The 20,707-nt window shown below is 57.5% G+C and carries 23 protein-coding genes and 1 pseudogene; 12 read left to right on the top strand and 12 right to left on the bottom strand.

Annotated features, from left to right (window positions below):
- Nucleotides 1–41: 41 nt before the first annotated feature.
- From soxC to ACN0TS_RS01970, 4 genes are all read left to right on the top strand, one after another.
- The gene (gene soxC / locus ACN0TS_RS01985; protein ID WP_417257636.1) at nucleotides 42–1,343 is read left to right on the top strand and encodes a sulfite dehydrogenase; all 1,302 of its coding nucleotides are present in this window, start codon (nucleotides 42–44) and stop codon (nucleotides 1,341–1,343) included.
- The gene (locus ACN0TS_RS01980) at nucleotides 1,324–2,415 is read left to right on the top strand and encodes a c-type cytochrome (RefSeq protein ID WP_417257635.1); all 1,092 of its coding nucleotides are present in this window, start codon (nucleotides 1,324–1,326) and stop codon (nucleotides 2,413–2,415) included. Before soxC ends, ACN0TS_RS01980 begins: the two co-directional genes overlap by 20 nt.
- 106 nt (nucleotides 2,416–2,521) lie before the next feature.
- A complete protein-coding gene (locus ACN0TS_RS01975) occupies nucleotides 2,522–2,962 on the top strand; it encodes a DUF302 domain-containing protein (RefSeq protein ID WP_417257634.1) in 441 nt (146 codons plus the stop codon).
- A gap of 65 nt (nucleotides 2,963–3,027) precedes the next feature.
- Complete coding sequence (locus tag ACN0TS_RS01970) at nucleotides 3,028–3,696, top strand: Crp/Fnr family transcriptional regulator (protein ID WP_417257633.1); 669 nt, start codon at nucleotides 3,028–3,030, stop codon at nucleotides 3,694–3,696.
- A 15-nt stretch (nucleotides 3,697–3,711) separates the two neighbouring features.
- Here the strand turns inward: ACN0TS_RS01970 and ACN0TS_RS01965 are convergent, their stop codons facing one another.
- The gene (locus ACN0TS_RS01965; protein ID WP_417257632.1) at nucleotides 3,712–3,906 is read right to left on the bottom strand and encodes a DUF2892 domain-containing protein; all 195 of its coding nucleotides are present in this window, start codon (nucleotides 3,904–3,906) and stop codon (nucleotides 3,712–3,714) included.
- 82 nt (nucleotides 3,907–3,988) lie between these two features.
- A pseudogene (locus ACN0TS_RS01960) lies at nucleotides 3,989–4,156 on the bottom strand (enoyl-CoA hydratase/isomerase family protein); the annotation flags it as partial.
- 319 nt (nucleotides 4,157–4,475) lie between these two features.
- On the opposite strand from ACN0TS_RS01960, the gene ACN0TS_RS01955 reads away from it, so the two are divergent.
- Both ACN0TS_RS01955 and coaD read left to right on the top strand, forming a co-directional pair.
- Nucleotides 4,476–4,910, top strand: coding sequence for a CBS domain-containing protein (locus tag ACN0TS_RS01955; protein ID WP_417257631.1), 435 nt, complete (start codon nucleotides 4,476–4,478; stop codon nucleotides 4,908–4,910).
- A 149-nt stretch (nucleotides 4,911–5,059) separates the two neighbouring features.
- Nucleotides 5,060–5,554 (top strand): pantetheine-phosphate adenylyltransferase, encoded by a 495-nt coding sequence (gene coaD, locus ACN0TS_RS01950; RefSeq protein WP_417257630.1) that lies wholly within the window; start codon nucleotides 5,060–5,062, stop codon nucleotides 5,552–5,554.
- A 72-nt stretch (nucleotides 5,555–5,626) separates the two neighbouring features.
- Here coaD and gap (ACN0TS_RS01945) read toward each other — a convergent pair whose 3' ends face one another.
- From gap (ACN0TS_RS01945) to tkt, 5 genes are all read right to left on the bottom strand, one after another.
- Nucleotides 5,627–6,628, bottom strand: a complete 1,002-nt coding sequence (gene gap / locus ACN0TS_RS01945) for a type I glyceraldehyde-3-phosphate dehydrogenase (RefSeq protein WP_417257629.1) — start codon at nucleotides 6,626–6,628, stop codon at nucleotides 5,627–5,629.
- Between the two features lie 140 nt (nucleotides 6,629–6,768).
- The gene (locus ACN0TS_RS01940) at nucleotides 6,769–6,912 is read right to left on the bottom strand and encodes a hypothetical protein (protein ID WP_417257628.1); all 144 of its coding nucleotides are present in this window, start codon (nucleotides 6,910–6,912) and stop codon (nucleotides 6,769–6,771) included.
- 195 nt (nucleotides 6,913–7,107) lie between these two features.
- Nucleotides 7,108–8,109, bottom strand: coding sequence for a type I glyceraldehyde-3-phosphate dehydrogenase (gap, locus tag ACN0TS_RS01935; RefSeq protein WP_417257627.1), 1,002 nt, complete (start codon nucleotides 8,107–8,109; stop codon nucleotides 7,108–7,110).
- Nucleotides 8,110–8,277: 168 nt separating this feature from the next.
- Complete coding sequence (locus tag ACN0TS_RS01930) at nucleotides 8,278–8,811, bottom strand: NADPH-dependent FMN reductase (protein WP_417257626.1); 534 nt, start codon at nucleotides 8,809–8,811, stop codon at nucleotides 8,278–8,280.
- A gap of 124 nt (nucleotides 8,812–8,935) precedes the next feature.
- Nucleotides 8,936–10,954: a transketolase gene (gene tkt, locus ACN0TS_RS01925; RefSeq protein WP_417257625.1), complete on the bottom strand. Its 2,019-nt coding sequence runs from the start codon at nucleotides 10,952–10,954 to the stop codon at nucleotides 8,936–8,938.
- Between the two features lie 331 nt (nucleotides 10,955–11,285).
- Between tkt and ACN0TS_RS01920 the strand changes: the two genes are divergently transcribed.
- The gene (locus ACN0TS_RS01920) at nucleotides 11,286–11,822 is read left to right on the top strand and encodes a hypothetical protein (protein WP_417257624.1); all 537 of its coding nucleotides are present in this window, start codon (nucleotides 11,286–11,288) and stop codon (nucleotides 11,820–11,822) included.
- A 1-nt stretch (nucleotide 11,823) separates the two neighbouring features.
- Nucleotides 11,824–12,231, top strand: a complete 408-nt coding sequence (locus tag ACN0TS_RS01915) for a cell division protein ZapA (protein ID WP_417257623.1) — start codon at nucleotides 11,824–11,826, stop codon at nucleotides 12,229–12,231.
- Between the two features lie 73 nt (nucleotides 12,232–12,304).
- On the opposite strand, the gene grxD is transcribed toward ACN0TS_RS01915, so the two are convergent.
- The 5 genes from grxD to ACN0TS_RS01890 all read right to left on the bottom strand — a co-directional run bounded on the left by grxD (nucleotide 12,305) and on the right by ACN0TS_RS01890 (nucleotide 17,117).
- Nucleotides 12,305–12,664, bottom strand: coding sequence for a Grx4 family monothiol glutaredoxin (gene grxD / locus ACN0TS_RS01910; protein ID WP_417257622.1), 360 nt, complete (start codon nucleotides 12,662–12,664; stop codon nucleotides 12,305–12,307).
- A 60-nt stretch (nucleotides 12,665–12,724) separates the two neighbouring features.
- Nucleotides 12,725–12,955 carry a BolA/IbaG family iron-sulfur metabolism protein gene (locus tag ACN0TS_RS01905; RefSeq protein ID WP_417257621.1) on the bottom strand — a complete coding sequence of 77 codons (231 nt, stop codon included), beginning with the start codon at nucleotides 12,953–12,955 and terminating at the stop codon, nucleotides 12,725–12,727.
- Between the two features lie 79 nt (nucleotides 12,956–13,034).
- On the bottom strand, nucleotides 13,035–13,520 hold the full coding sequence (locus tag ACN0TS_RS01900; RefSeq protein ID WP_417257620.1) for a hypothetical protein: 486 nt from the start codon (nucleotides 13,518–13,520) through the stop codon (nucleotides 13,035–13,037).
- Nucleotides 13,521–13,612: 92 nt separating this feature from the next.
- On the bottom strand, nucleotides 13,613–15,772 hold the full coding sequence (purL, locus tag ACN0TS_RS01895; RefSeq protein WP_417257619.1) for a phosphoribosylformylglycinamidine synthase subunit PurL: 2,160 nt from the start codon (nucleotides 15,770–15,772) through the stop codon (nucleotides 13,613–13,615).
- A gap of 445 nt (nucleotides 15,773–16,217) precedes the next feature.
- Nucleotides 16,218–17,117, bottom strand: a complete 900-nt coding sequence (locus tag ACN0TS_RS01890; protein WP_417257618.1) for a LysR family transcriptional regulator — start codon at nucleotides 17,115–17,117, stop codon at nucleotides 16,218–16,220.
- 198 nt (nucleotides 17,118–17,315) lie between these two features.
- Between ACN0TS_RS01890 and ACN0TS_RS01885 the strand changes: the two genes are divergently transcribed.
- The 4 genes from ACN0TS_RS01885 (at nucleotide 17,316) to ccmE (ending at nucleotide 20,705) form a co-directional block, all read left to right on the top strand.
- A complete protein-coding gene (locus ACN0TS_RS01885; RefSeq protein WP_417257617.1) occupies nucleotides 17,316–18,263 on the top strand; it encodes a lysophospholipid acyltransferase family protein in 948 nt (315 codons plus the stop codon).
- 1 nt (nucleotide 18,264) lies between these two features.
- Complete coding sequence (gene murI, locus ACN0TS_RS01880) at nucleotides 18,265–19,077, top strand: glutamate racemase (protein ID WP_417257616.1); 813 nt, start codon at nucleotides 18,265–18,267, stop codon at nucleotides 19,075–19,077.
- Between the two features lie 131 nt (nucleotides 19,078–19,208).
- Nucleotides 19,209–20,237: an N-acetyl-gamma-glutamyl-phosphate reductase gene (gene argC / locus ACN0TS_RS01875; RefSeq protein WP_417257615.1), complete on the top strand. Its 1,029-nt coding sequence runs from the start codon at nucleotides 19,209–19,211 to the stop codon at nucleotides 20,235–20,237.
- A 24-nt stretch (nucleotides 20,238–20,261) separates the two neighbouring features.
- Nucleotides 20,262–20,705 carry a cytochrome c maturation protein CcmE gene (ccmE, locus tag ACN0TS_RS01870; protein WP_417258167.1) on the top strand — a complete coding sequence of 148 codons (444 nt, stop codon included), beginning with the start codon at nucleotides 20,262–20,264 and terminating at the stop codon, nucleotides 20,703–20,705.
- Nucleotides 20,706–20,707: the final 2 nt, after the last annotated feature.

Raw genomic sequence — 20,707 nt, 5'->3', positions numbered from 1 at the left:
CACCGCGTTTGAAACGGTATGCAACACAGGGAGCACATTCCATGAGTGACACCCCAACACACGACGGCCCCACCAAAGGACCAAACCGCCGCGCCTTCCTGCGCGGTGCTGCTGCAACAGGTGTCGGTCTGGCTGCTACGGGCAAGGCAATGGCACAGGATGCGCCTGATCCGTTGATCACCGAAATACAGGATTGGGCCAGTTCCACAGGGGCAGGCGTTGACGCGACGCCCTACGGGATGCCGATCCAATTCGAAAGCGATGTGGTGCGGCGCAACGTGCCGTGGTTGACCGCCGATGTGATCTCCTCGATCAACTTCACGCCGATCCACGCGCTCGACGGCACCATCACCCCGCAGGGCTGTGCGTTTGAACGTCACCACTCGGGCGCGATTGAGCTCAAAAAAGAAGACTACCGCCTGATGATCAACGGTCTCGTTGATCAGCCACTGGTCTTTACCTATGCCGATCTGGAACGCTTCCCACGGGAAAACCGCACCTATTTCCTTGAGTGCGCTGCGAACACCGGCATGGAATGGGCAGGCGCACAGCTGAACGGCTCGCAATTCACCCACGGCATGATCCACAACATGGAATACTCTGGTGTGTCTTTGCGCACTCTTCTCGAAGAGGCGGGCTTGGATGCGGCGGGCGATCTGGCCGACAAATGGGTCTACGTCGAGGGGGCAGATGCCTCGTCGAACGGGCGCTCTATTCCGATGGAAAAGGCGCTTGATGACGTGCTTGTCGCGTTTAAAGCCAACGGTGAAGCGCTGCGCATGGAGCATGGGTATCCCGTGCGCCTCGTGGTTCCCGGTTGGGAAGGCAACATGTGGGTCAAGTGGCTGCGTCGTATCGAAGTGACCGACCACCCCATTGAGAGCCGCGAAGAAACCTCGAAATACACCGACACACTTGCCGATGGTACGGCACGGAAATGGACGTGGGTTATGGATGCGAAATCCGTTGTGACCTCGCCCAGCCCGCAGATGCCAATCACCCACGGCAAAGGTCCGTTGGTGATTACAGGTCTCGCATGGTCGGGTCGTGGTGCGATCACGGGTGTGGATGTGTCCATCGACGGTGGGAAGAACTGGCAAAAGGCGCGTCTGGCCCAAAAGGGCGAGAAAATGGCGCTCACCCGTTTCTATCTCGATATCAATTGGGATGGCTCGGAGATGTTCCTGCAATCGCGCGCCCATGACGAGACGGGTTACGTTCAACCGACCAAAGCGCAATTGCGCGAGGTGCGTGGCGAGAATTCCGTCTATCACAACAACTGTATTCAGACCTGGTGGGTCAAAGAAAACGGGGAGGCAGAAAATGTCGAAGTTTCTTCCTAAACTGATCGCAAGCACAGCCCTTGTCGCCGCCCTCGCTGCGCCCGCAATGGCGGAGAAATTCGGGCTGGGCCGTGCGGCACTCCCCGAAGAGGTCGCGGCATGGAACCGTGATATCGGTCCGCAGGGGCAAGGCCTGCCCGTTGGGTCCGGCTCTGTCGAAGACGGCGAGATGATCTTCTCGGACAACTGTGCCGTCTGTCACGGTGAGTTTGCCGAAGGCGTGGACAACTGGCCGAAACTGGCAGGTGGTGACGGGACGTTGGCGGATAAAGATCCGCTCAAAACCGTCGGGTCATATTGGCCGTATCTGTCCACGGTCTTTGACTATGTCCGTCGCTCTATGCCCTTTGGGGCTGCGCAGACCCTGTCAGATGATGATGTCTATGCTATCACCGCCTATATTCTCTATTCCAACTATCTCGTAGAGGACGACTTTGTCCTGACCAACGAGAACTTCATGGATGTGGAGATGCCCAACGCGGACGGGTTTATCGTCGATGATCGCCCCGAGACGGAGTTGCCGATTTTTACCGAAGCCAACGCGTGTTACGAGAACTGCAAAGACACGGTGGAAATCACCAAGCGTGCCGCTGTTCTCGATGTGACGCCAGAGGAAGAGGGCGCTGATGAGGCGCCCGCTGAGGCAGCTGCGGCGGAAACGGCGCCCGCGGAGGCGGCACCTGTCGAGGAGGCCATGACTGAGGAGGCTCCTGCCGATGAAGCAGCGGCTCCCGCTGTCGCCGCCCTTGACGCCGAACTGGTCAGCGCAGGCGAGAAGGTTTTCAAGAAGTGTAAAGCCTGTCACCAAGTGGGCGAGGGGGCCAAAAACAAGGTTGGGCCCGTACTCAATGGCGTCTTCGGCGCGCCCGTCGCTCATGTCGATGACTTCAAATACTCCAAAGACATGCAGGCCGCCCATGAGGCTGGAACGGTTTGGGACGAGGCGCATCTCGTTGAATTCCTGACCAAACCCAAGTCTGTCTACAAAAAGACCAAGATGTCATTTGCGGGTTTGAAAAAGGAAAAAGATATCCAAGCGGTGATCGAATACCTCAAATCCGTATCGCAATAAGCGCACTTCCCTAGTGACAACTTAGTGGCAGCCTCTAGGGGCTGCCCTTTTTCTATGCTACACTTCTCATGCTACTTTTTTGGCCCCGTGTTCAGGAGGACCCCCCATGCCCCGTTTATTGACCGCACTTGCCGTGAGCGCATCCATGCTCGCATCGGCTGCCACCGCCAATGATGCTGCAATCACCTTTGACTATGATGGCACGTTTGAGGATGCCACCTTTGCGGTTGAGGATGCGATCATTTCCAAGGGATTGGTGATCGACCACCGTAGCCACACGGGCGAGATGCTGGAGCGCACGCGCGCCGATGTCGGCTCCGATGTGGTGCTGTTCGATGCGGCGGATGTCTTCCTGTTCTGCTCGGCCACGATCTCGCGTCAGGTTATGGAGGCTGATCCCGACAATATCGTTTATTGTCCCTATTCCATCTACGTCGCCGACCGCGGCGGCAAGGTGACAATCGGTTTCCCCGATTACCCCGACGGCTCGATGCAGCCTGTCGAAGATTTGCTGACAGAGATTGTGGAAGAAGCCACAAGCTTCTAACTATACTGCCTGAACTCGGTGTTGTGCCTGTGCCGCACAGCATCCCCCGCGCGAAGGGAAACGGCATGGATATAAGTGTGAATTGGATTGATCGATTTGTGGGGCTGTCGCGCCTTGATGACAAGCTGCGCGACCGTCTGACCACGCAGTCGCAAATCGTGACGGTCCCAAAGGGCACCATCCTGTTCGGTCCGGGAAAAAGCCCAGAGAACCTTCTGCTCTTGCTGGAGGGCACGGTGCGGGTACAACAAACCTCGGAGGGCGGGCGCGAGATGGTCCTCTACCGTGTTCATGCGGGTGAAAGCTGTGTGCTGACCACCGCGTGTCTGTTGGCCTATGAGGATTATTCCGCCGAAGGCATCGCAGAGACGGATGTGCAGGCGGCGGCTATTCCGCGCCGTGTGTTCGATGATCTGGTGGCAACTTCAAAGAGCTTTCGCACCTTTGTGTTCTCCGCCTATTCGCGTCGCATCACCGACCTGTTCCATGTGATCGAAGAGGTCGCCTTTCAAAAGGTCGACATACGTCTTGCGCAAAAACTGGTCGAGCTGGCCGATAAAGACGCCACGTTGAAGGCCACTCACGCACAATTGGCCGCCGAACTTGGCACTGCGCGGGAGGTTATTTCGCGGCAGTTGCAAGAATTCCAACGGCGCGGATGGGTGGCCACCGCGCGTGGCGAGGTTCGTTTGCTTGATATTGACGCGCTGAAATCCCTCTCAGAAGCGGCCTGAGAGGGAGATCGTGTTTTAGCGCTTGTCCATCGGGCAGGTGTTGATGCCGAACAGCGAATAGATCAGGCAAGAGTTCAACAGACCCGTGGCCAGTGGCACGATGCCGATCAGGAACAGTGGGTTGCCGTTGATAAAGAAACCCGCGATCAGGGCAACACCGACAACGATGCGAATGATGCGGTCGAGACCGCCTACGTTTTTCTTGAGCATGATATGACTTTCTCTTTTAAGGTCACCTTGAGAATAGCCTCATGTGATTTGTCCGTCTGTGACTAACTCACGTAGGGGTAATTTAATGCGGCGTGCTCTCTTGCGTCCAAAGCCCGTCCTTTCCCAAGGGGCGCAGCAGCGTCGAGACCGTGAGCGCCGGCACATCGCGCAAGGTGTGGCTCCAGTTCGGGGCTCCGTCACGGTCAATGATGCGGGCACGAATCCCTTCGAGAAAATCGGCATCTTTTACGGCGCGGTATGCGTCCCGCCATGCCGTCGCGGCTGATGTTCAATTCTGTCTGTTTTTCACTCATGGTCTTATGTTCGCAGCCCCGTGAAGCGGGGCAAGGGACTGAGGTGGGAAATGTTCGAAAAGGATAAGTTTAAGGTAGATTTTGGCAATTTTTTCCAAATCTGTGGAAGAAAGTGGAAAATTTATACCTCTCATTTTTTTGGTGAGGAGAGGAGAGAACTTGCTCAATCGCGCGCTGTAACTTGACAGAGAGGGCCTCTAAGGGGGACGCTAAGAACAGGGATGGAGCGGGGAAGTGCAAAATGGAGGATACTGCATGATTGTCGGACAGATTTTGAACGGGAAAGCCATCACCACCACAGAGGGCATTGCCCCCGATGCGACAGTGGGGGAGGCCGTTGCGGTCCTGTCAGAAAAACGGATCGGGGCCTTGGTGGTCGGAACGGATTTGGACAAGCCGGATGGCATTTTTTCTGAACGCGATGTGGTGCGCGAATTGGGGCGTCAGGGGGCGAGCGTTTTGGCACAACCCGTCAGCGCACTGATGACGCGCAAACTCGTCACATGTAAGCCTGATGACACCGCGCTCAATGTGCTCGAAAAGATGACACAGGGGCGATTCCGCCACATGCCGGTGATGGACAACGGCAAGATGATCGGCCTCGTGTCAATCGGTGACGTGGTCAAGGCGCGGCTTGAGGAACTGGCGATGGAGCGCAACGCTCTTGAAGGGATGATCATGGGGCATTGAGCCTCCCGTCTGCGATGCGCTCCGTGTGAAATAGCCGTAGAAACGCGTCGCGATGGTGACGTCGCGGAAGAGATTTGGGGTATTTTTCCTGTTTCGCTTGCGTTCAACCGCGCAATATTGTTGCTTGCCTTAAGAGTAAGGAGAGCCCCATGCGCATTGGCCTATACCCCGGTACTTTTGATCCCGTAACCCACGGGCATGGCGACATTATTCGCCGCGCTTGTGCCTTGGTCGATCGCTTGGTGATTGGCGTCGCTATCAACCGCGACAAGGGGCCGATGTTTGCCCTCGAAGAGCGTGTCGAGATGCTCGAATCCTATACCAAGGCGATTGCGCAGGAGACGGGGTGCGAGATCGTTGTGCATCCTTTCGAGAACCTTTTGATCCAATGTGCCCGCGATGTGAATGCGTCGATCATCATTCGCGGTCTGCGGGCTGTGGCCGACTTTGAATATGAATATCAAATGGTTGGCATGAACCGCGCCTTGGACAATTCAATCGAAACTGTCTTTTTGATGGCGGAGGCGCGCCATCAGGCGATTGCGTCCAAACTGGTCAAAGAGATTGCCCGTCTTGGTGGTGATGTGTCGAAATTCGTCACGCCAGACGTTGAGGCACGGCTTGCCAAAAAGGTTCGCACGTAACAGCTAAAGCCCGAAACAAAAAAAGCCCCGCACACATTGTGGCGGGGCTTTCGTATGCTGTGACGAGCGGTCTTAGATGAACTTCGCCATTGCGACAGCCGTGTCGCTCATGCGGTTCGAGAAGCCCCATTCGTTATCGTACCATGTCAGAATACGCACCATAGTGCCTTCCATGACCTTGGTCTGGTCAGTGTGGAAGATCGAGGAATGCGGATTGTGGTTGAAGTCGGAGGAGACCAGTGGTGCATCGGTGTAGCCGAGGATGCCTTTGAGCGGGCCGTCTGCGGCGTCGCGGATGAGCTGGTTTACCTCTTCGATTGTTGTGTCACGTGCGGCCTCGAATGTGAGGTCGACAACGGAGACGTTCGGCGTAGGAACGCGGATTGAGACACCGTCCAATTTACCATTCAGTTCTGGCAATACGAGGCCCACAGCTTTCGCTGCGCCTGTCGACGTTGGGATCATGGACAAAGCTGCGGCGCGTGCGCGGTAGAGGTCTTTGTGCATGGTGTCGAGCGTTGGCTGATCACCCGTGTAGGAGTGGATCGTGGTCATGAAGCCTTTGACGATGCCGATGCTGTCATTGAGGACTTTGGCGACAGGCGACAGGCAGTTGGTTGTGCAAGACGCGTTGGAAACAACGATGTCGTCCGCAGTCAACTGATCGTGGTTCACGCCGTAAACGATGGTTTTGTCGGCGTCTTTCCCTGGTGCGGAGATCAGGACGCGGCTTGCCCCGTTTTCGAGGTGTGCCTGGCAGGCCTCTTTGGAGGTGAAAATACCCGTGCATTCCATCACAACATCTACGTCGGACCATGGCAGGTCGGCAGGGTTGCGAATGGCTGTCACCTTGATCGGGCCGCGGCCCACGTTGATGCTGTCATCGGTATGTGTGACGTCGACGGGGAAACGGCCATGCACACTGTCATACTGGAGCAGGTGGGCGTTGGTCGCCACGGGGCCCAAATCGTTGATTGCGATAACCTCGATGTCGGTCCGGCCCGACTCGATGATCGCACGCAGAACGTTACGACCAATACGACCAAATCCGTTGATTGCCACTTTTACAGCCATGTCAGCACTCCTTGACGCTTGTTCGGCAGGGCGGCCTTTTCTTGGGCCGTCCCTCACATATTTGCCGACGCCTCATGACGTCAGGCAGTTATCGCTAACATCGCGATCACAGCGCAAAGGTCAACCGCAAAGCGTGGATCTTAACGCCAGAAGGCGATGTAGTGGAGGAGGACGAGCAGTTTGCGGGCCAAAAAGAGCGAGGCGGCACCGTCATTCAGGCCGAAATCGAGGCCGAGGGCTACCAATATAACGGCGGCAAGCCCTAAAGCGATGGAGTCGGTCATGAAAAAACTCGTTCCAGTTCCAGTTGGCGCATTGTGTCACTCACGCGCGGCGAAGGAAAGAGGGAAGAGGGACGCAGTCAGGGGATCGACCACCGCCTTGGGCGATGGCCGACCGTTGTTCAGATCGGGCCGCAGTTGCGCATTTAAGCGCGGGTCTAAGGCCCAAAATGTCGTCGCGGAACGTTGAATGCGCTCTTACTGCGACAGGCGACCCATTGTCGCGGCAACGTCGGCCATACGTGCAGAGAAGCCCCATTCGTTGTCATACCATGCCAAGACACGCACCGTGCGCCCGATGACCTTGGTTTGGTCGGGTGCAAAGATGCTGCTTTCAGTCGTATGGTTGAAGTCGATGGAGACCTTGGCTTCGGCGTCGTAGCCCAAGACCATACCCATGTGACCCGCAGCGGCCTCACGCACGATTTCGTTGATGTCTGCGGCGGTGACGTCTTTGCCCGCTTGGAATGTGAGGTCCACGGCGGAGACGTTGGGGGTAGGTACGCGCATTGCCGTGCCGTCGAGCTTGCCGCTGAGTTCGGGCAAGACCTCGCCCAAGGCCTTTGCTGCGCCTGTCGAGGTCGGGATCATCGCCATAGCGGCTGCGCGGGCGCGGTAGAGGTCTTTGTGGCGGCGGTCCAAGGTGGGTTGGTCGCCCGTGTAGGAGTGGATCGTCGTCATGATGCCGCTCTCGATCCCCACGGCGTCGTTGAGAACTTTGGCGAGTGGTGCGAGGCAGTTGGTGGTGCAGGAGCCGTTGGAGACCATGCGTTCGTCGTCGCGCAAATCACGGTGGTTCACACCGAACACAACCGTGCGGTCGACGTTCTTGGCAGGGGCGGAGATCAAAACCTTCTTGGCACCGCGCCGCATGTGGACGTCTGCCTTTTGGCCGTCATTGAATTTGCCTGTGCATTCAAGCACCACATCGACGCCGTCCCAATCCAACTCTTCGGGATCGTAGGTGGACATCACTTGGATCGGGCCGCGTCCCAAATCCATGGTATTGCCGTTGACGGCGATCTTGCCGCCGAAGCGTCCGTGAACGCTATCGTATTTGAGCAGGTGTGCGTTGGTTTCAATCGGGCCTGTGGCGTTGATTTTCACCACTTCGACCTCGTTCAGACCTGCCTCGGCGATATGCGCCAATGTGCAACGTCCAATGCGACCAAAACCGTTGATGCCTAGTTTGATTGTCATGCGTCCCTCAAGCTCCCTGCTGCGGCGATCTGCCGTGTGCTTACGTCAAGCGAGGAGAAAATTGGGCCAGTCCCCCTGCTTGAGAGCCGTATACGGAAGTGTGCAGAGTCGGAAAACCCGTTTAGCGCCAACATGTTAGCGAAAACATGGAGTGATTGCGCTAACGGTTTACTGTGGCGCGGGGTCTTGGCAATAGGTGGCGAAGGTGTCGAGGTAGGCGGTGATCTCATCGCGGTGAGGCTCAAGGTGCGCAGAGATGTCGTGAGGGGCGACATTTGCCACAGGAATGCGCAAGAACAGCTCGGTCGAGAACCGTGTGCTGACTGTGGACAGCACAAGCCGAAGGGCGTCCAACATATCGTCGCCACGATGCGAGGCATGGGCTAGGGCGATGGGTTTGGTGATCAGTTCCTCGCCCGAGACAAGCCAGTCGATGCCGTTCTTAAAGCCCCCTGGAAGGCCGCGCACATATTCGGGACACGCGATAATCACCCCGTCGCATCGCGCAATTCTGTCTGCGAAATCAGTGACGGGTGCGGGGCGACCTTGTGTCTCCAAATCGGGCGAAAAGACGGGGAGCTGCGCAATGCCGTCAAAGACCTCGACTTCCATATCGGGCGGCGCCAAAGCGGCAATGGCGCGTAAAAACGCAGTGTTGACCGATGCGCGGCGCGGGCTTCCAGAGAGGGCGAGAATGTTCATGCCCTATTCAACGGTTTTGAGATTGTGAGATCAAGAGGAGGTCGGAGGGTTTTGATCTTTAGAGCGTAAACAAAAAGCCCGCGCAGAACGCGCGGGCCTTTCAATATCGTAGTCGTAAGACGGATCAGAGCAGGGCTTTGACCTGAGCGACGATGTTCTCGGTCGTGATGCCGTATTTCTCGTAGAGTTCTTCGGCAGGGGCGGAGGAGCCGAAGCCCGTCATGCCGACAAAGGCTTGCTTGTTCTCGCGACCACGTTCGCCCAAGAGCCAACGATCCCAACCGCCAGAGCGCAGCGCCGCTTCGACACCAACGCGCACAGGGCCCGCAGGCAGGACTTTGCGGCGGTAGCTTTCGTCTTGCTCGGCGAACAGCTCCATAGATGGCATGGAGACCACGCGTGTGCCGATGCCTTCGGCTTGCAAGATCTCACGCGCTTCCATGGCCAAGGATACTTCGGAGCCAGTGGCGAGGATGATGGCTTGGCGTTTGCCTTCGGAGTCGGCCAGAACATAGGCACCAGAGGCCACCATGTTCTTGTTCTTATGTTCGGTGCGCAGGGTTGGCAGGCCCTGACGGGTCAGAACCAACACGGATGGCGAGGACTGCGACGTCAGCGCGATTTCCCACGCTTCTGCCGTTTCAACCGTATCACACGGACGCATGGTCACAGTGTTCGGTGTCGCACGGCAAATTGCCAGATGCTCGACGGGTTGGTGGGTCGGGCCATCTTCGCCAAGACCGATGGAGTCATGCGTCATGACGTAGGTCACAGGTTGGCGCATCAGAGCGGACAAACGCATCGCGCCACGGGCATAGTCGGTGAAGCAGAAGAACGTGCCGCCGTAGGGGCGGACACCGCCGTGCAGCGCAATACCGTTCATCGCTGCGGCCATGCCGTGCTCACGGATACCGTAATAGACGTAGCGGCCTTTGCGGTTGGTCTCGTCAAACGTGCCCAGACCTTCGGTCAGGGTGTTGTTGGAGCCCGTGAGGTCGGCAGAGCCGCCAAAGGTCTCGGGCATGATCGGATTGACCACTTCGAGCACTTTTTGCGAGGACGCACGGGTCGCCATTTTGGGCTTCTCGTCCGCAATCTGCTTTTTGAAGGCTTTGATGACGGCAGAGAGCTTCTTGGGCGCTTCGCCAGCGAAAACGCGTTTGAACTCGGCCTGACGACGCTCGGATTGCTCGTCGAAGCGGGCTTGCCATTCGGCGTGGGCTGTACGGCCACGGGCGCCAATTTCTTCCCATTCTGCTTTGACTTTTGGGTCGACCTCGAAAGCACCAAGGGGGGCACCGTAGGCCTCTTTAGCGGCTTTCAATTCGGCGGCATCGGTCAAGGCACCGTGGCCTTTGGAGGTGTCTTGTTTGGCGTGGCCAAGGGCGATGTGCGTTTTGCACGCGATCATCGACGGTTTTTTGGATTTCTTGGCGGCTTCAATCGCCGCGTCGATGGCCTCTGGGTCGTGACCGTCGATCTCTTGCACGTGCCAACCTGCGGATTTGAAGCGCATGGGTTGGTTGGTGCGGTCCGAAATATCCACTGTGCCGTCGATGGTGATGTTGTTGTTATCCCAGAACACGATCAACTTGCCGAGTTTCTGACGACCTGCAAGGGCGATGGCCTCTTGCGAGACACCCTCCATCAGGCAGCCGTCGCCGGCGATACAGTAGGTGTAGTGGTTTTGCAGCTTGGACCCGAAGCGTGCCCGCAGGGATTCTTCAGCCATCGCAAAGCCGACAGCGTTGGAGATGCCCTGACCGAGCGGACCTGTGGTGGTCTCAACGCCGTCAAGCAGGAAGTTCTCTGGGTGGCCTGCGGTTTTCGCGCCCATCTGGCGGAAGTTCTTGATCTCCTCAAGCGGCATTTCCTCATAACCTGTGAGGTAGAGCAGCGAGTAGACAAGCATCGAACCGTGGCCTGCGGATAGGATGAAGCGGTCGCGGTCAGCCCAAAGCGGGGCAGAGGCGTCGAATTTCAGGTGGTTCTTGAACAGAACTGTCGCAACATCGGCCATGCCGATTGGCATGCCGGAGTGGCCCGAATTGGCGGCGGCAACAGCGTCGAGTGTCAAAGTGCGAATAGCGGCAGCGCGCTTCCAGTGATCGGGGTGCGCCTCGCGCAGTTTAGCGATATCCACGTATGGGTCTCCTCAAATAGACTAGAGTGTGGATCGCGGATGGGCACGCGATCGAGTGTGCCCCTGATACCAAGACGGTCGGGAAGATCAAGGATCGAGAGGCAAACAGTGCGTTTTGGCGCTAGGAGAGGCGCGGAAAATGGCCGTGTTCGCAAAAAAGTATGAGTTCGGCCTATGGGACGTGAGTGAAAGAGGGGGGAGATATTGGTAAAGCCGCGCCGTTGCGTTAGGCTCTCGAATCAAAGGCGCGCAGATGAGCCGCGCGAGGCTTTGCCGTGTCAGACGCACGATGGATGACGTGAAGCAAAGCACAAGGAACGAGTGAGGGCCAATGAGCGATATTTCTGAATTTGAAGAGCGGATTACCTCTGCTTTGGAACGGATCGGTCGAGCGGTGGCTGTGGCCGAAGAACGTGCTGCAACTGGTTCCGAGGGCGGTGGCATCGCAAGCGACGAAATGGAGGCCGAGATTGGCCGCCTTAACGAGGCGCTTGAGACCGAGAAAGAGACCAACGCCCAGTTGGAAGAACGCGTCAAGGCAATCCACGAAAAGCAGAACACCCATGTGGCTGCTCTGGAAGCTGAAGTCGAAACGTTGCGCCGTCAGATTTATGAGCTCGAAGGTGCGATGTCGGGGCTGCGTCATGCCAATGACACGCTGCGCGCCAACAACGCAGCTTTGCGTGAGGCAAACGCGGCGGGCGTGGGCGATCCTGATTTGATCAACGCAGGGCTTGCCGCCGATGTTCAGGCCTTGGAAAGCGTGCGGGCGACCGAGCGGGTTGAACTTGACGGGGTGATTGCCGATCTCAAAGCTGCCCTACCCAAGGTGGGCGACGCTTCGACCCCTGCAACGGAGGAGATGTGAAATGCCCGACGTGAAAATCACAATCGGTGGCCGCTCTTACGAAGTCGCATGCCAGGACGGGGAAGAGCATTTCCTGCAATCCGCAGCGGCCCTGCTTGAAAACGAAGCCTCGGTTCTGTCGAGCCAGATCGGACGGATGCCCGAAGCACGGATGCTGTTGATGTCGGGCTTGATGCTTGCCGACAAAACCGCGGGCATGGATGAAAAGCTGCGCTCTTTGGAAAGCAAACTCAGTGCGCAAGAAACGCTGATCGAGGAATTGCGGTCGCGCCCTGCGCCCGAGCCTGAGCGCGTCGAGGTGCCAGTGGTGCCGCGCGGCGTGACAGATTCGTTGGCGGAATTGGCGGCGCGCAGCGAGGCAATGGCCAGTGCGATCGAAGATCGTCTTGGCCTCTCCGACGAGACGTAAGTCTACATTATAAAATGAGAAAAGGCGGGAAGAGTGATCTTCCCGCCTTTTGCATGTCTAGGTGATCTTGGGCTTAGCCGTTGGCCGCGCGGATTTGCTCGGCTTTTTCAGCGTCAAAAGTCACGCCTTTGTCGGCAAGCGCCGTATCGAGTTCACCCGACAGCGTCATTTCGATCACGATGTCACAACCGCCCACAAACTCGCCTTTGATGTAGAGTTGGGGGATGGTTGGCCAGTCGGAGAACTCCTTGATGCCTTGGCGGATCTCGTCATCGGCCAGCACGTTCACATCGGTATATTCAACCCCCATGAAGTTGAGGATGCCTGCGACTTTCGAGGAAAAGCCACACTGAGGCGCAGATTTCGTGCCCTTCATGAAGAGCACAACATCGTTGCTGTCGACGGTATTCTGGATGGTTTCTTGTGCGGACATGTCTCAAACTTTCTGCATAAATTCTGTAAGTTAGGTCGTAACCGGCGTGTGCCTGTCCGATCAATCGGGGGCGCGAGTTGTGAGCGCCATTGCGTGCAATTCGCCACTATCGAGTTTGGCCTTAACGGCGGCATTCACGGCGCGTTGTTGTTGAACGCGGTTCTGGCCACGAAAGCTCTCATCGATCACTTCGGCGGCGAAATGGTGGCCGTCGTCGCTTTGCACGGTGATCTGGGCGTTTGGGAAAGCGTCACGGATCAGGTGTTCGATCTCGGTGGTGGTGATGGCCATTTACGGGCGCTCCATGCTTGATCTTTGGATGTTCAGTCGGGGTAAATCTAATGGTGCAGTGGGGTGGCTGCAAGGTGGATCAGGGTGTTTGCTCTGTGAGGGTGGTCACAAATGCGTCGAAACGGGTGCGCAAAGTGTCGCTGTCGGACCAAAGCCGTGCATGTCGCGCCAAAAGCGCCTTCCGTTCGGCCTCCAAGTCGTCGTTGAGATCAAGATTGCCCGCTTCGACCAATTGCGCCATGCGTTCGTGCAGTGGTTTGAGCGCGTTAAAGTCGCGCATCATGGCGGGAAGCAACGTGGGATCGTCGCGCCAGCTTTCGCCATTGAACCGCATTTGCACCACACGTTGCCCTGCGCCCGCACAGTCATACAGGGTGCAGCCCTCCATGCCCTTGTCCTTTAGATCGGCGTGGATCGTGCATCTGCAATCGCGCGACAGATTGGGGCAGGGGGTGCCGCTTGGCTTGTCGATGGCGAACAACTCACCTTGATCCAATGTTAGCCCGACACAGCATAGGGCGGCGCATTGGTTACAATCGGAGGTGAGTGAGGGGAGGTGATCCATGAGGTCAACGTGGCTTAATCCGGAGGCAAAGGAAAGGCCCGCACATATGAGCGCGGGCCTGTCGTGCAATTGGGTGTCGCGGTCTGCGCGTCTTAAGCGAATGTTTCGCCAAAGGTGCTGCGGTAGATCGCGGACAGGTCGGACATCGGCGCGGAAGAGGTGCCCATTTGAACCGTGTCGCCGCCGAATTTACCGACGGTGGCGAGCGTGACGCCTGCTTGTCCCGCCGCAACCATCAAGGCTTCGGCTTGGTCAAAGGAGCACGACACGAGGTAGCGAGCCTGATCTTCGCCAAAGAGCTGCGCGGTGTCGCTTTCATCAAGCGTGAGGCCCAGACCTGCGGCTTCGGCCATCTCAAATGCAGCCAGAGCCAGTCCACCATCGGACAGGTCGGTGGCGGAGGTCAGCAGATTGCTATTGGCGCGCAGGAATTCACCGTTTTGCTTTTCCAAGGCCAGATCAACATGGGGCGCATCGCCGTCTTCGCGGTTGAACACTTCGGCCAAGAGCGCCGACTGACCAAGGTGGCCGTTGGTTTCGCCGATCAGAATGGCAATGTCGCCGTCGTTTGGCAGGCCGGAAATCAGCTCGTCCTCATTGGCGATGAGGCCAACAGCGCCGATGGTCGGGGTGGGCAGGATGCCTTCGCCGTAGCTCTCATTATAAAGAGAGACGTTGCCCGACACGATGGGCATGTCGAGGAAGGACACCGCTTGGGCGATCCCGTCCAGTGCGCCAACAAATTGCCCCATGATTTCGGGCTTTTCGGGGTTGCCGAAGTTCAGGTTGTCTGTGGTTGCAAGTGGCTTTGCCCCTACGGCCATCAGGTTTCGATAGGCTTCAGCTACGGCTTGTTTGCCGCCCTCAACAGGGTTGGCCTTGACGTAGCGCGGGGTCACGTCGGAGGTGAAGGCGAGCATCTTGCCCGTGTCGTGAATGCGGACAACGCCTGCGCCAAGTCCCGGTTTCTGGACCGTGTCGCCCATCACTTGGGTGTCGTATTGCTCATAGACCCATGCTTTGGACGTGTAGTTTGGCGAGGAAATCAGACCTTTGAGGCCATCAATCGGGTCGATCTGTGGCACGTCCTCGACGGGAGCCGCGGCGGGTGTTGGCTCCCACGGGCGGTCGTACTCAGGTGCGGAGGAGGCGAGCGTGGACAGAGGCAGATCGCCCACACAGGTGCCATTGTGCATGATTAGGAAACGATCTTCTGCGATTGTTTCCCCAACGATAGCAAAGTCCAGATCCCATTTCTCGAACACGGCGCGGGCCACGTCCTCTTTTTCGGGTTTGAGAACCATGAGCATCCGCTCTTGGGATTCAGAGAGCATCATCTCGTAGGCGGTCATGTTCTCTTCGCGCTGCGGCACGTTTTCGAGGTCAAGGCGGATGCCCAGCTTGCCCTTGTCGCCCATTTCTACGGCCGAACAAGTCAGGCCAGCGGCGCCCATATCCTGAATGGAGATCACCGCGCCTGTGGCCATGAGTTCCAAGGTGGCTTCCATCAGGCATTTCTCGGTGAACGGGTCGCCAACCTGAACGGTGGGACGCTTATCCTCGATGGTGTCGTCAAACTCGGCGGAGGCCATCGTCGCGCCGCCGACGCCATCGCGGCCTGTTTTTGCGCCGAGATACACGACGGGCATACCGACGCCAGAGGCGGCTGAGTAGAAGATTTTATCGGTGTCGGCCAAGCCCGCCGCAAAGGCGTTTACAAGGCAGTTGCCGTTGTAGGCGTTGTGGAAACGGACTTCGCCGCCCACGGTGGGCACACCGAAACAGTTGCCGTAGCCGCCAACGCCCTCAACCACACCGTGGACAAGTTGACGGGTTTTGGGATGCTCTTTGACGCCAAACGACAGCGAGTTCATCGCCGCAATGGGACGCGCGCCCATTGTAAAGACGTCGCGCAAAATGCCGCCCACGCCCGTGGCAGCACCCTGATAGGGCTCGATATAGGAGGGGTGGTTGTGGCTTTCCATTTTGAAGACCACACATTGCCCGTCACCGATGTCGACAATGCCTGCGTTCTCGCCTGGTCCACAGATCACTTGGGGGCCGGTGGTGGGCAGGCCGCGCAGGTGTTTCTTGGAGGATTTATAGGAACAGTGTTCGTTCCACATGGCCGAGAAAATGCCAAGTTCCGTGAAAGACGGGTCGCGGTTCAGAATGCGCAGGATCTGGGCGTATTCGTCAGGGCTGAGGCCGTGTGCGGCAATCAGATCCTCGGTGATGGCAGGCTCGGTCATGTGTATTCCCTCGAAGGCAGCAATTCTTGGCGCTGTCTTATGCCATGCGCGGGCGTGGGGGAAGGGGGTAGGCGTCACCGAAGGACGGAATCGCAGAGATTCGGTGCAAAACGGACGGAGTTTACGAAATCCCAAAAAAAAGGCCGAGCATAAGCTCGGCCCAAGTCTAACAGGGAGGTTGAAGATGCCAAGACTTTCGTCAATCAGCAGCTTCGATGCTCGATTTAGGTGCGGTTTGTAAATGGTGCAAGGTTTTAAACAGGGAAATCGCGCAATGCTGCCATGCGGCACACGCATAGCTTGCAAGATTTAACCTATGTCGCAGAGATTTCCGTAACGGCATCAAGGGACTAGTTGAGGGCAGTAGAGATGGGTGTTTTGGCCCCCGCTGATACACCTGTGGCGACAAGGTCACAGTGCTGCGGCGCAGCGCGGGCCGTTAACCTCAGTCGTCGTCGCGCATTTGCCGACGATGTTCGGAAATTTGCTCGGTCACAAAGTCACGGAACACCGCAATGCGCTTGGAGTGGCGCAGTTCTTCAGGGTAGGCGAGGAACACGGGCACTTCGCCGCTTTCCATTTCGGGCAGAACCCGAACGAGGCTTGGCGAGCTTTCAATGAGGTAGTCGGGCAGGACGCCGACGCCGAGATCGTGCAGTACCGCCTGAAGCACGCCGAAATAGTTGTTTACATAGAGGGTCGAAGGGATCGACACCTCGGTGAGTTCCTCAATCAGACTTGCGCCAGCGGCCACCTGCGCGGAATTTGGATTTTGACAAATCAGGCGATGGTTGGCGAGGTCTTCGATCGTTTGCGGCATCCCGTTTTTGTCGAGGTAGGGTTGGGTCGCGTAAAGACGCATACGGATGTTCATCAACCGTTTGCGGATCAGATCGGCTTGCGATGGCTCTTTCATACGAATGGCCACATCGGCCTCACGCATCGGCAAGTCCAACACACGTTCCTCAAGCATCAGGTCAATTTTCAGCTCGGGGTATTTCTCATACAAGAGGTGCAGACGAGGGGCCAACCATAGCGTGCCGAACCCCGTGGCCGTGGTCACGCGCAACTCGCCGTTGACGCCTTCTTCGCTGTCGCGAATCCGTGCAGAGGCGGCCTCCAGACGTTTGTTCATGGCGCGGGTGGCCTCGAACAACAACTCGCCCTGTTCGGTCAGGATCAAGCCGCGGGCGTGGCGGTGGAACAGAGTGGTGGAGAGTGATTCCTCTAAAGCGCGGATTTGGCGCGATACGGCGGATTGGCTCAGGTGCAGGGTGTCGCCCGCATGGGTCAGTGACCCTGCGTCCGCAACCGCGTGGAAAATCCGTAGCTTATCCCAATCCATCTGACCCTCACCTTAAACTCGTCTAGCTCAAACTCAGACTGGCTCATAGCATAGCGACTGCATGGCGCAAGGCGCAGGGCCCTCATATCCGTAAAATATGTGGGTTTTGGAGCCAGTGCCGCTTTTATACGCTTTTTATGGCGGCTGCGTCACCTGTCCATTACAGTCAGGCCATGAACAGCTTGGAGGGCTGCATGAATGCGGGATACTGAGACGACAGGTGGTATGGTCGCACGGCCCATGTCGGCACGTCAGGTTGCCCGTGATATCTCATATGCCAGTTCGGCAAAAAGCCGCTCGGGCCGAACGCTAATTCGAGCTATGGAAAATGTAACGGGCCGCTTGCGCCTGATCCGCCGTGCCGCAGGCTATGGGGCCGATGTCGGGCAGGGGCGAGATTTCTGGCAGGTGATGGTTGAGCGTTACGGACTTGAGTTGGATGTGGTCGGTGGAGCGCTCGACAATATTCCTGAGACGGGGCCTGTGATCGTCGTGGCGAACCATCCTTACGGTATTCTCGACGGGTTGATGTTGGGGCACATTCTGTCGGTGCGGCGTGGTGATTTTCGTATTCTGGCGCATCGTGTCTTTAAACAGGCCGAGGATATCGACCGTGTGATCCTGCCTGTGTCGTTTGAAGAGAGTAAAGAGGCGGTGGCGCTCAATCTTGAGACCCGCAAGGACGCGCTGAACTATTTGGCGGAGGGAGGCTGTATCGGCGTGTTTCCCGGCGGGACTGTCTCGACAGCGGCGCACCCCTTTGGGCGTCCGATGGACCCGATTTGGCGGGCGTTTACCGCTAAAATGGTGGCGCGGTCGGACGCCACGGTGGTGCCGATTTATTTCGACGGGGCCAATTCGCGCCTGTTCCAATTGGCGAGCCATTTGCACAGCACCCTGCGCATGGGGTTGCTGATCCGAGAGTTCCGCGCCCGCATGGGCGCACCTGTGCGCGTGGTGGTCGGAGCGCCGATAACGCGCGAAAAATTGCAACCTTACCTGCGTGATCCCAAAAAGATGATGGATTTCCTACGACGTGAGACCTATTCACTATCCCCGACACCTGTGGCAAATTTTGATCACGGGTATGAGTTTGAAGTCAAACATGGGGCCAAGCCCCGCAAAGGTCTGAAGGACCGATATTAAAATGGCAGTAGGCGTTTTTGACAGTGGATTGGGCGGTTTGACCGTTCTGGATGCGGTGACCAAGCGGTTGCCGGATGTGCCGTTCGTGTATTTCGGCGATAACGCCCATGCGCCTTACGGTGTGCGCAGTGCGGATGATGTCTACGATCTAACGACCGCCGCCGTTGAGCGACTGTGGGAAGCGGGCTGCGATCTTGTCATTCTGGCCTGTAATACGGCTTCGGCTGCCGCATTGCGGCGGATGCAGGAAAACTGGATTCCCAAGGATAAGCGTGTGCTTGGCGTGTTCGTGCCGCTCATTGAGGCGCTGACGGAACGCGAATGGGGGGATAACTCACCACCCCGCGAAGTGGGCGTCAAGCACGTGGCGCTTTTTGCGACGCCTGCGACGGTTGCAAGCCGTGCGTTTCAGCGCGAATTGGCGTTTCGCGCCATCGGTGTGGATGTGGAAGCACAAGCCTGTGGCGGTGTCGTGGATGCGATTGAGGACGGCGATATGATTTTGGCCGACGCCCTGGTGCGCTCTCACGTAGATGCGCTCAAACGCAAATTGCCCAATCCCGATGCGGCGATCCTTGGCTGTACCCATTACCCGATGATGGAAAAGGAATTCCAAGAGGCGCTTGGCCCTGATGTCAAAGTGTTCTCGCAGGCCAACCTCGTGGCCGAGAGCCTTGCTGATTACCTTGAACGCCACCCCGCGATGATCGGGACGGGCACCGAGTCGATGTTCCTGACCACGGGCGATCCCGCAAAAGTGTCGCGCGGTGCCACGCAGTTCCTGAAGCGAAAAGTCGAGTTCATCAAGGCCTGATCTCCACAGGCGTTGATCCGTGACGCGGTTGTGAACCCTGCGCGTTTTGCCGCAATTGCGGTGGCGCCCCATACACCCTACATTAAAGCCGACCCTATACTGGGCGGTCCAGTTCGATGAAAGACAGTGATATGACCCATAAAATCGCCATTCTCGGTGCCTCTGGTTACACAGGTGCGGAGCTTGTTCGTTTGATTGCCACCCATCCGTCGATGGAGATCGTGGCGCTGTCAGGCGACCGCAAGGCAGGTATGGCGATGTCCGAGGTCTATCCGCATCTGCGTCACATGGACCTGCCTGCGCTGTGCAAAATCGAGGACATTGATTTCTCGAACGTGGATTTGGCCTTTTGCGCCTTGCCCCACGCGACGTCTCAGGCGGTGATCAAGGAACTACCCGCGACGACCAAGGTTGTGGACCTGTCCGCAGATTTTCGTTTGCGCGATCCCGAGGCTTATGCGTTTTGGTACGGCAAAGAGCATTCTGCCACCGAATTGCAAAAAGAGGCGGTTTATGGCCTCACCGAGTTTTACCGCGATCAGATCAAGGACGCGCGCCTTGTGGCGGGGACGGGCTGTAACGCGGCCACGGGGCAGTTTGTGCTGCGTCCGTTGATTGCTGCGGGCGTGATTGACCTCGACAACATCATCCTTGATCTCAAGGTGGCGGTGTCGGGCGCGGGGCGTGCGCTTAAGGAACACTTGCTCTTCGGCGAGTTGGAAGACAACGCCTTTGGCTATGCGATTGGCGGTAAGCACCGTCACTTGGGCGAGTTTGACCAAGAGTTCTCTGCCATTGCAGGGCGCGATGTGCGTATTCAATTCACGCCGCATTTGATCCCTGCAACGCGCGGTATTCTCGCCACGGCCTATGTGCGTGGCGAAGCGGGGGCGGTGCATTATGCGCTCGCCAATGCGTATCAAAATGAGCCCTTTATCAAGGTGCTGCCAACGGGCGAAGCGCCGAATATGAAACATGTGCGCGGATCGAATTTCTGCCACATCGGTGTTGTGGCGGATCGTATCCCAGGGCGCTGCATCGTGATCGGTGCGCTCGACAATCTCACCAAAGGCTCATCGGGTCAGGCGATCCAGAACGCCAACCTGATGCTCGGCCTTGAGGAAACGGCGGGTTTGATGAACGCGCCGATGTTCCCGTAAACTAGGAGGCCCGAAATGGCAGGAATGAAAAACCTTAAAAAGGCCCGTCGTGTTCAGGTCTTCGCCATCCTTGCGGTGGTGTTGGTGCTCGCTGTCGGAATGATCGGCTATGGCTTTAAGGATGGGATCAACCTGTTCCGCTCGCCCACCCAAGTGGTCGAAGAGCCTCCGCGCGTTGGCGAGATTTTCCGTATCGGCGGTTTGGTCGAAGAGGGCAGTATTGTGCGCGGTGAGGGCACGGTTGTGACGTTCAATGTCACGGATGTGACCAACACGATCCCCGTGCGCTATGAAGGCGTCTTGCCCGATCTGTTTTCCGAAAACCAAGGGATGATCGGCACCGGCAGTTTGCAAGACGGGGTGTTCGTGGCGACCGAGATTTTGGCCAAGCACGACGAGACTTACATGCCCAAAGAGGTTGTGGATGCGCTCAAGGAGCAAGGCGTATATCAGGAGCCTGAAACCTAGGA

The sequence above is a fragment of the Celeribacter sp. genome (genome assembly GCF_048266405.1).
In the GTDB taxonomy this organism is placed as follows: Bacteria; Pseudomonadota; Alphaproteobacteria; order Rhodobacterales; family Rhodobacteraceae; genus Celeribacter.
Note: the sequence above shows the minus strand (reverse complement) of the source record. Positions and strands in the feature narration are given on the sequence as shown.

Bases quoted from the DNA above. Each gene is read 5' to 3' on its own strand.
- soxC (WP_417257636.1), top strand. From the start codon at position 42: ATGAGTGACACCCCAACACACGACGGCCCCACCAAAGGACCAAACCGC.
- ACN0TS_RS01980 (WP_417257635.1), top strand. From the start codon at position 1,324: ATGTCGAAGTTTCTTCCTAAACTGATCGCAAGCACAGCCCTTGTCGCC.
- ACN0TS_RS01975 (WP_417257634.1), top strand. From the start codon at position 2,522: ATGCCCCGTTTATTGACCGCACTTGCCGTGAGCGCATCCATGCTCGCA.
- ACN0TS_RS01970 (WP_417257633.1), top strand. From the start codon at position 3,028: ATGGATATAAGTGTGAATTGGATTGATCGATTTGTGGGGCTGTCGCGC.
- ACN0TS_RS01965 (WP_417257632.1), bottom strand. From the start codon at position 3,906: ATGCTCAAGAAAAACGTAGGCGGTCTCGACCGCATCATTCGCATCGTT.
- ACN0TS_RS01955 (WP_417257631.1), top strand. From the start codon at position 4,476: ATGATTGTCGGACAGATTTTGAACGGGAAAGCCATCACCACCACAGAG.
- coaD (WP_417257630.1), top strand. From the start codon at position 5,060: ATGCGCATTGGCCTATACCCCGGTACTTTTGATCCCGTAACCCACGGG.
- gap (WP_417257629.1), bottom strand. From the start codon at position 6,628: ATGGCTGTAAAAGTGGCAATCAACGGATTTGGTCGTATTGGTCGTAAC.
- ACN0TS_RS01940 (WP_417257628.1), bottom strand. From the start codon at position 6,912: ATGACCGACTCCATCGCTTTAGGGCTTGCCGCCGTTATATTGGTAGCC.
- gap (WP_417257627.1), bottom strand. From the start codon at position 8,109: ATGACAATCAAACTAGGCATCAACGGTTTTGGTCGCATTGGACGTTGC.
- ACN0TS_RS01930 (WP_417257626.1), bottom strand. From the start codon at position 8,811: ATGAACATTCTCGCCCTCTCTGGAAGCCCGCGCCGCGCATCGGTCAAC.
- ACN0TS_RS01920 (WP_417257624.1), top strand. From the start codon at position 11,286: ATGAGCGATATTTCTGAATTTGAAGAGCGGATTACCTCTGCTTTGGAA.
- ACN0TS_RS01915 (WP_417257623.1), top strand. From the start codon at position 11,824: ATGCCCGACGTGAAAATCACAATCGGTGGCCGCTCTTACGAAGTCGCA.
- grxD (WP_417257622.1), bottom strand. From the start codon at position 12,664: ATGTCCGCACAAGAAACCATCCAGAATACCGTCGACAGCAACGATGTT.
- ACN0TS_RS01905 (WP_417257621.1), bottom strand. From the start codon at position 12,955: ATGGCCATCACCACCACCGAGATCGAACACCTGATCCGTGACGCTTTC.
- ACN0TS_RS01900 (WP_417257620.1), bottom strand. From the start codon at position 13,520: ATGGATCACCTCCCCTCACTCACCTCCGATTGTAACCAATGCGCCGCC.
- purL (WP_417257619.1), bottom strand. From the start codon at position 15,772: ATGACCGAGCCTGCCATCACCGAGGATCTGATTGCCGCACACGGCCTC.
- ACN0TS_RS01890 (WP_417257618.1), bottom strand. From the start codon at position 17,117: ATGGATTGGGATAAGCTACGGATTTTCCACGCGGTTGCGGACGCAGGG.
- ACN0TS_RS01885 (WP_417257617.1), top strand. From the start codon at position 17,316: ATGCGGGATACTGAGACGACAGGTGGTATGGTCGCACGGCCCATGTCG.
- murI (WP_417257616.1), top strand. From the start codon at position 18,265: ATGGCAGTAGGCGTTTTTGACAGTGGATTGGGCGGTTTGACCGTTCTG.
- argC (WP_417257615.1), top strand. From the start codon at position 19,209: ATGACCCATAAAATCGCCATTCTCGGTGCCTCTGGTTACACAGGTGCG.
- ccmE (WP_417258167.1), top strand. From the start codon at position 20,262: ATGAAAAACCTTAAAAAGGCCCGTCGTGTTCAGGTCTTCGCCATCCTT.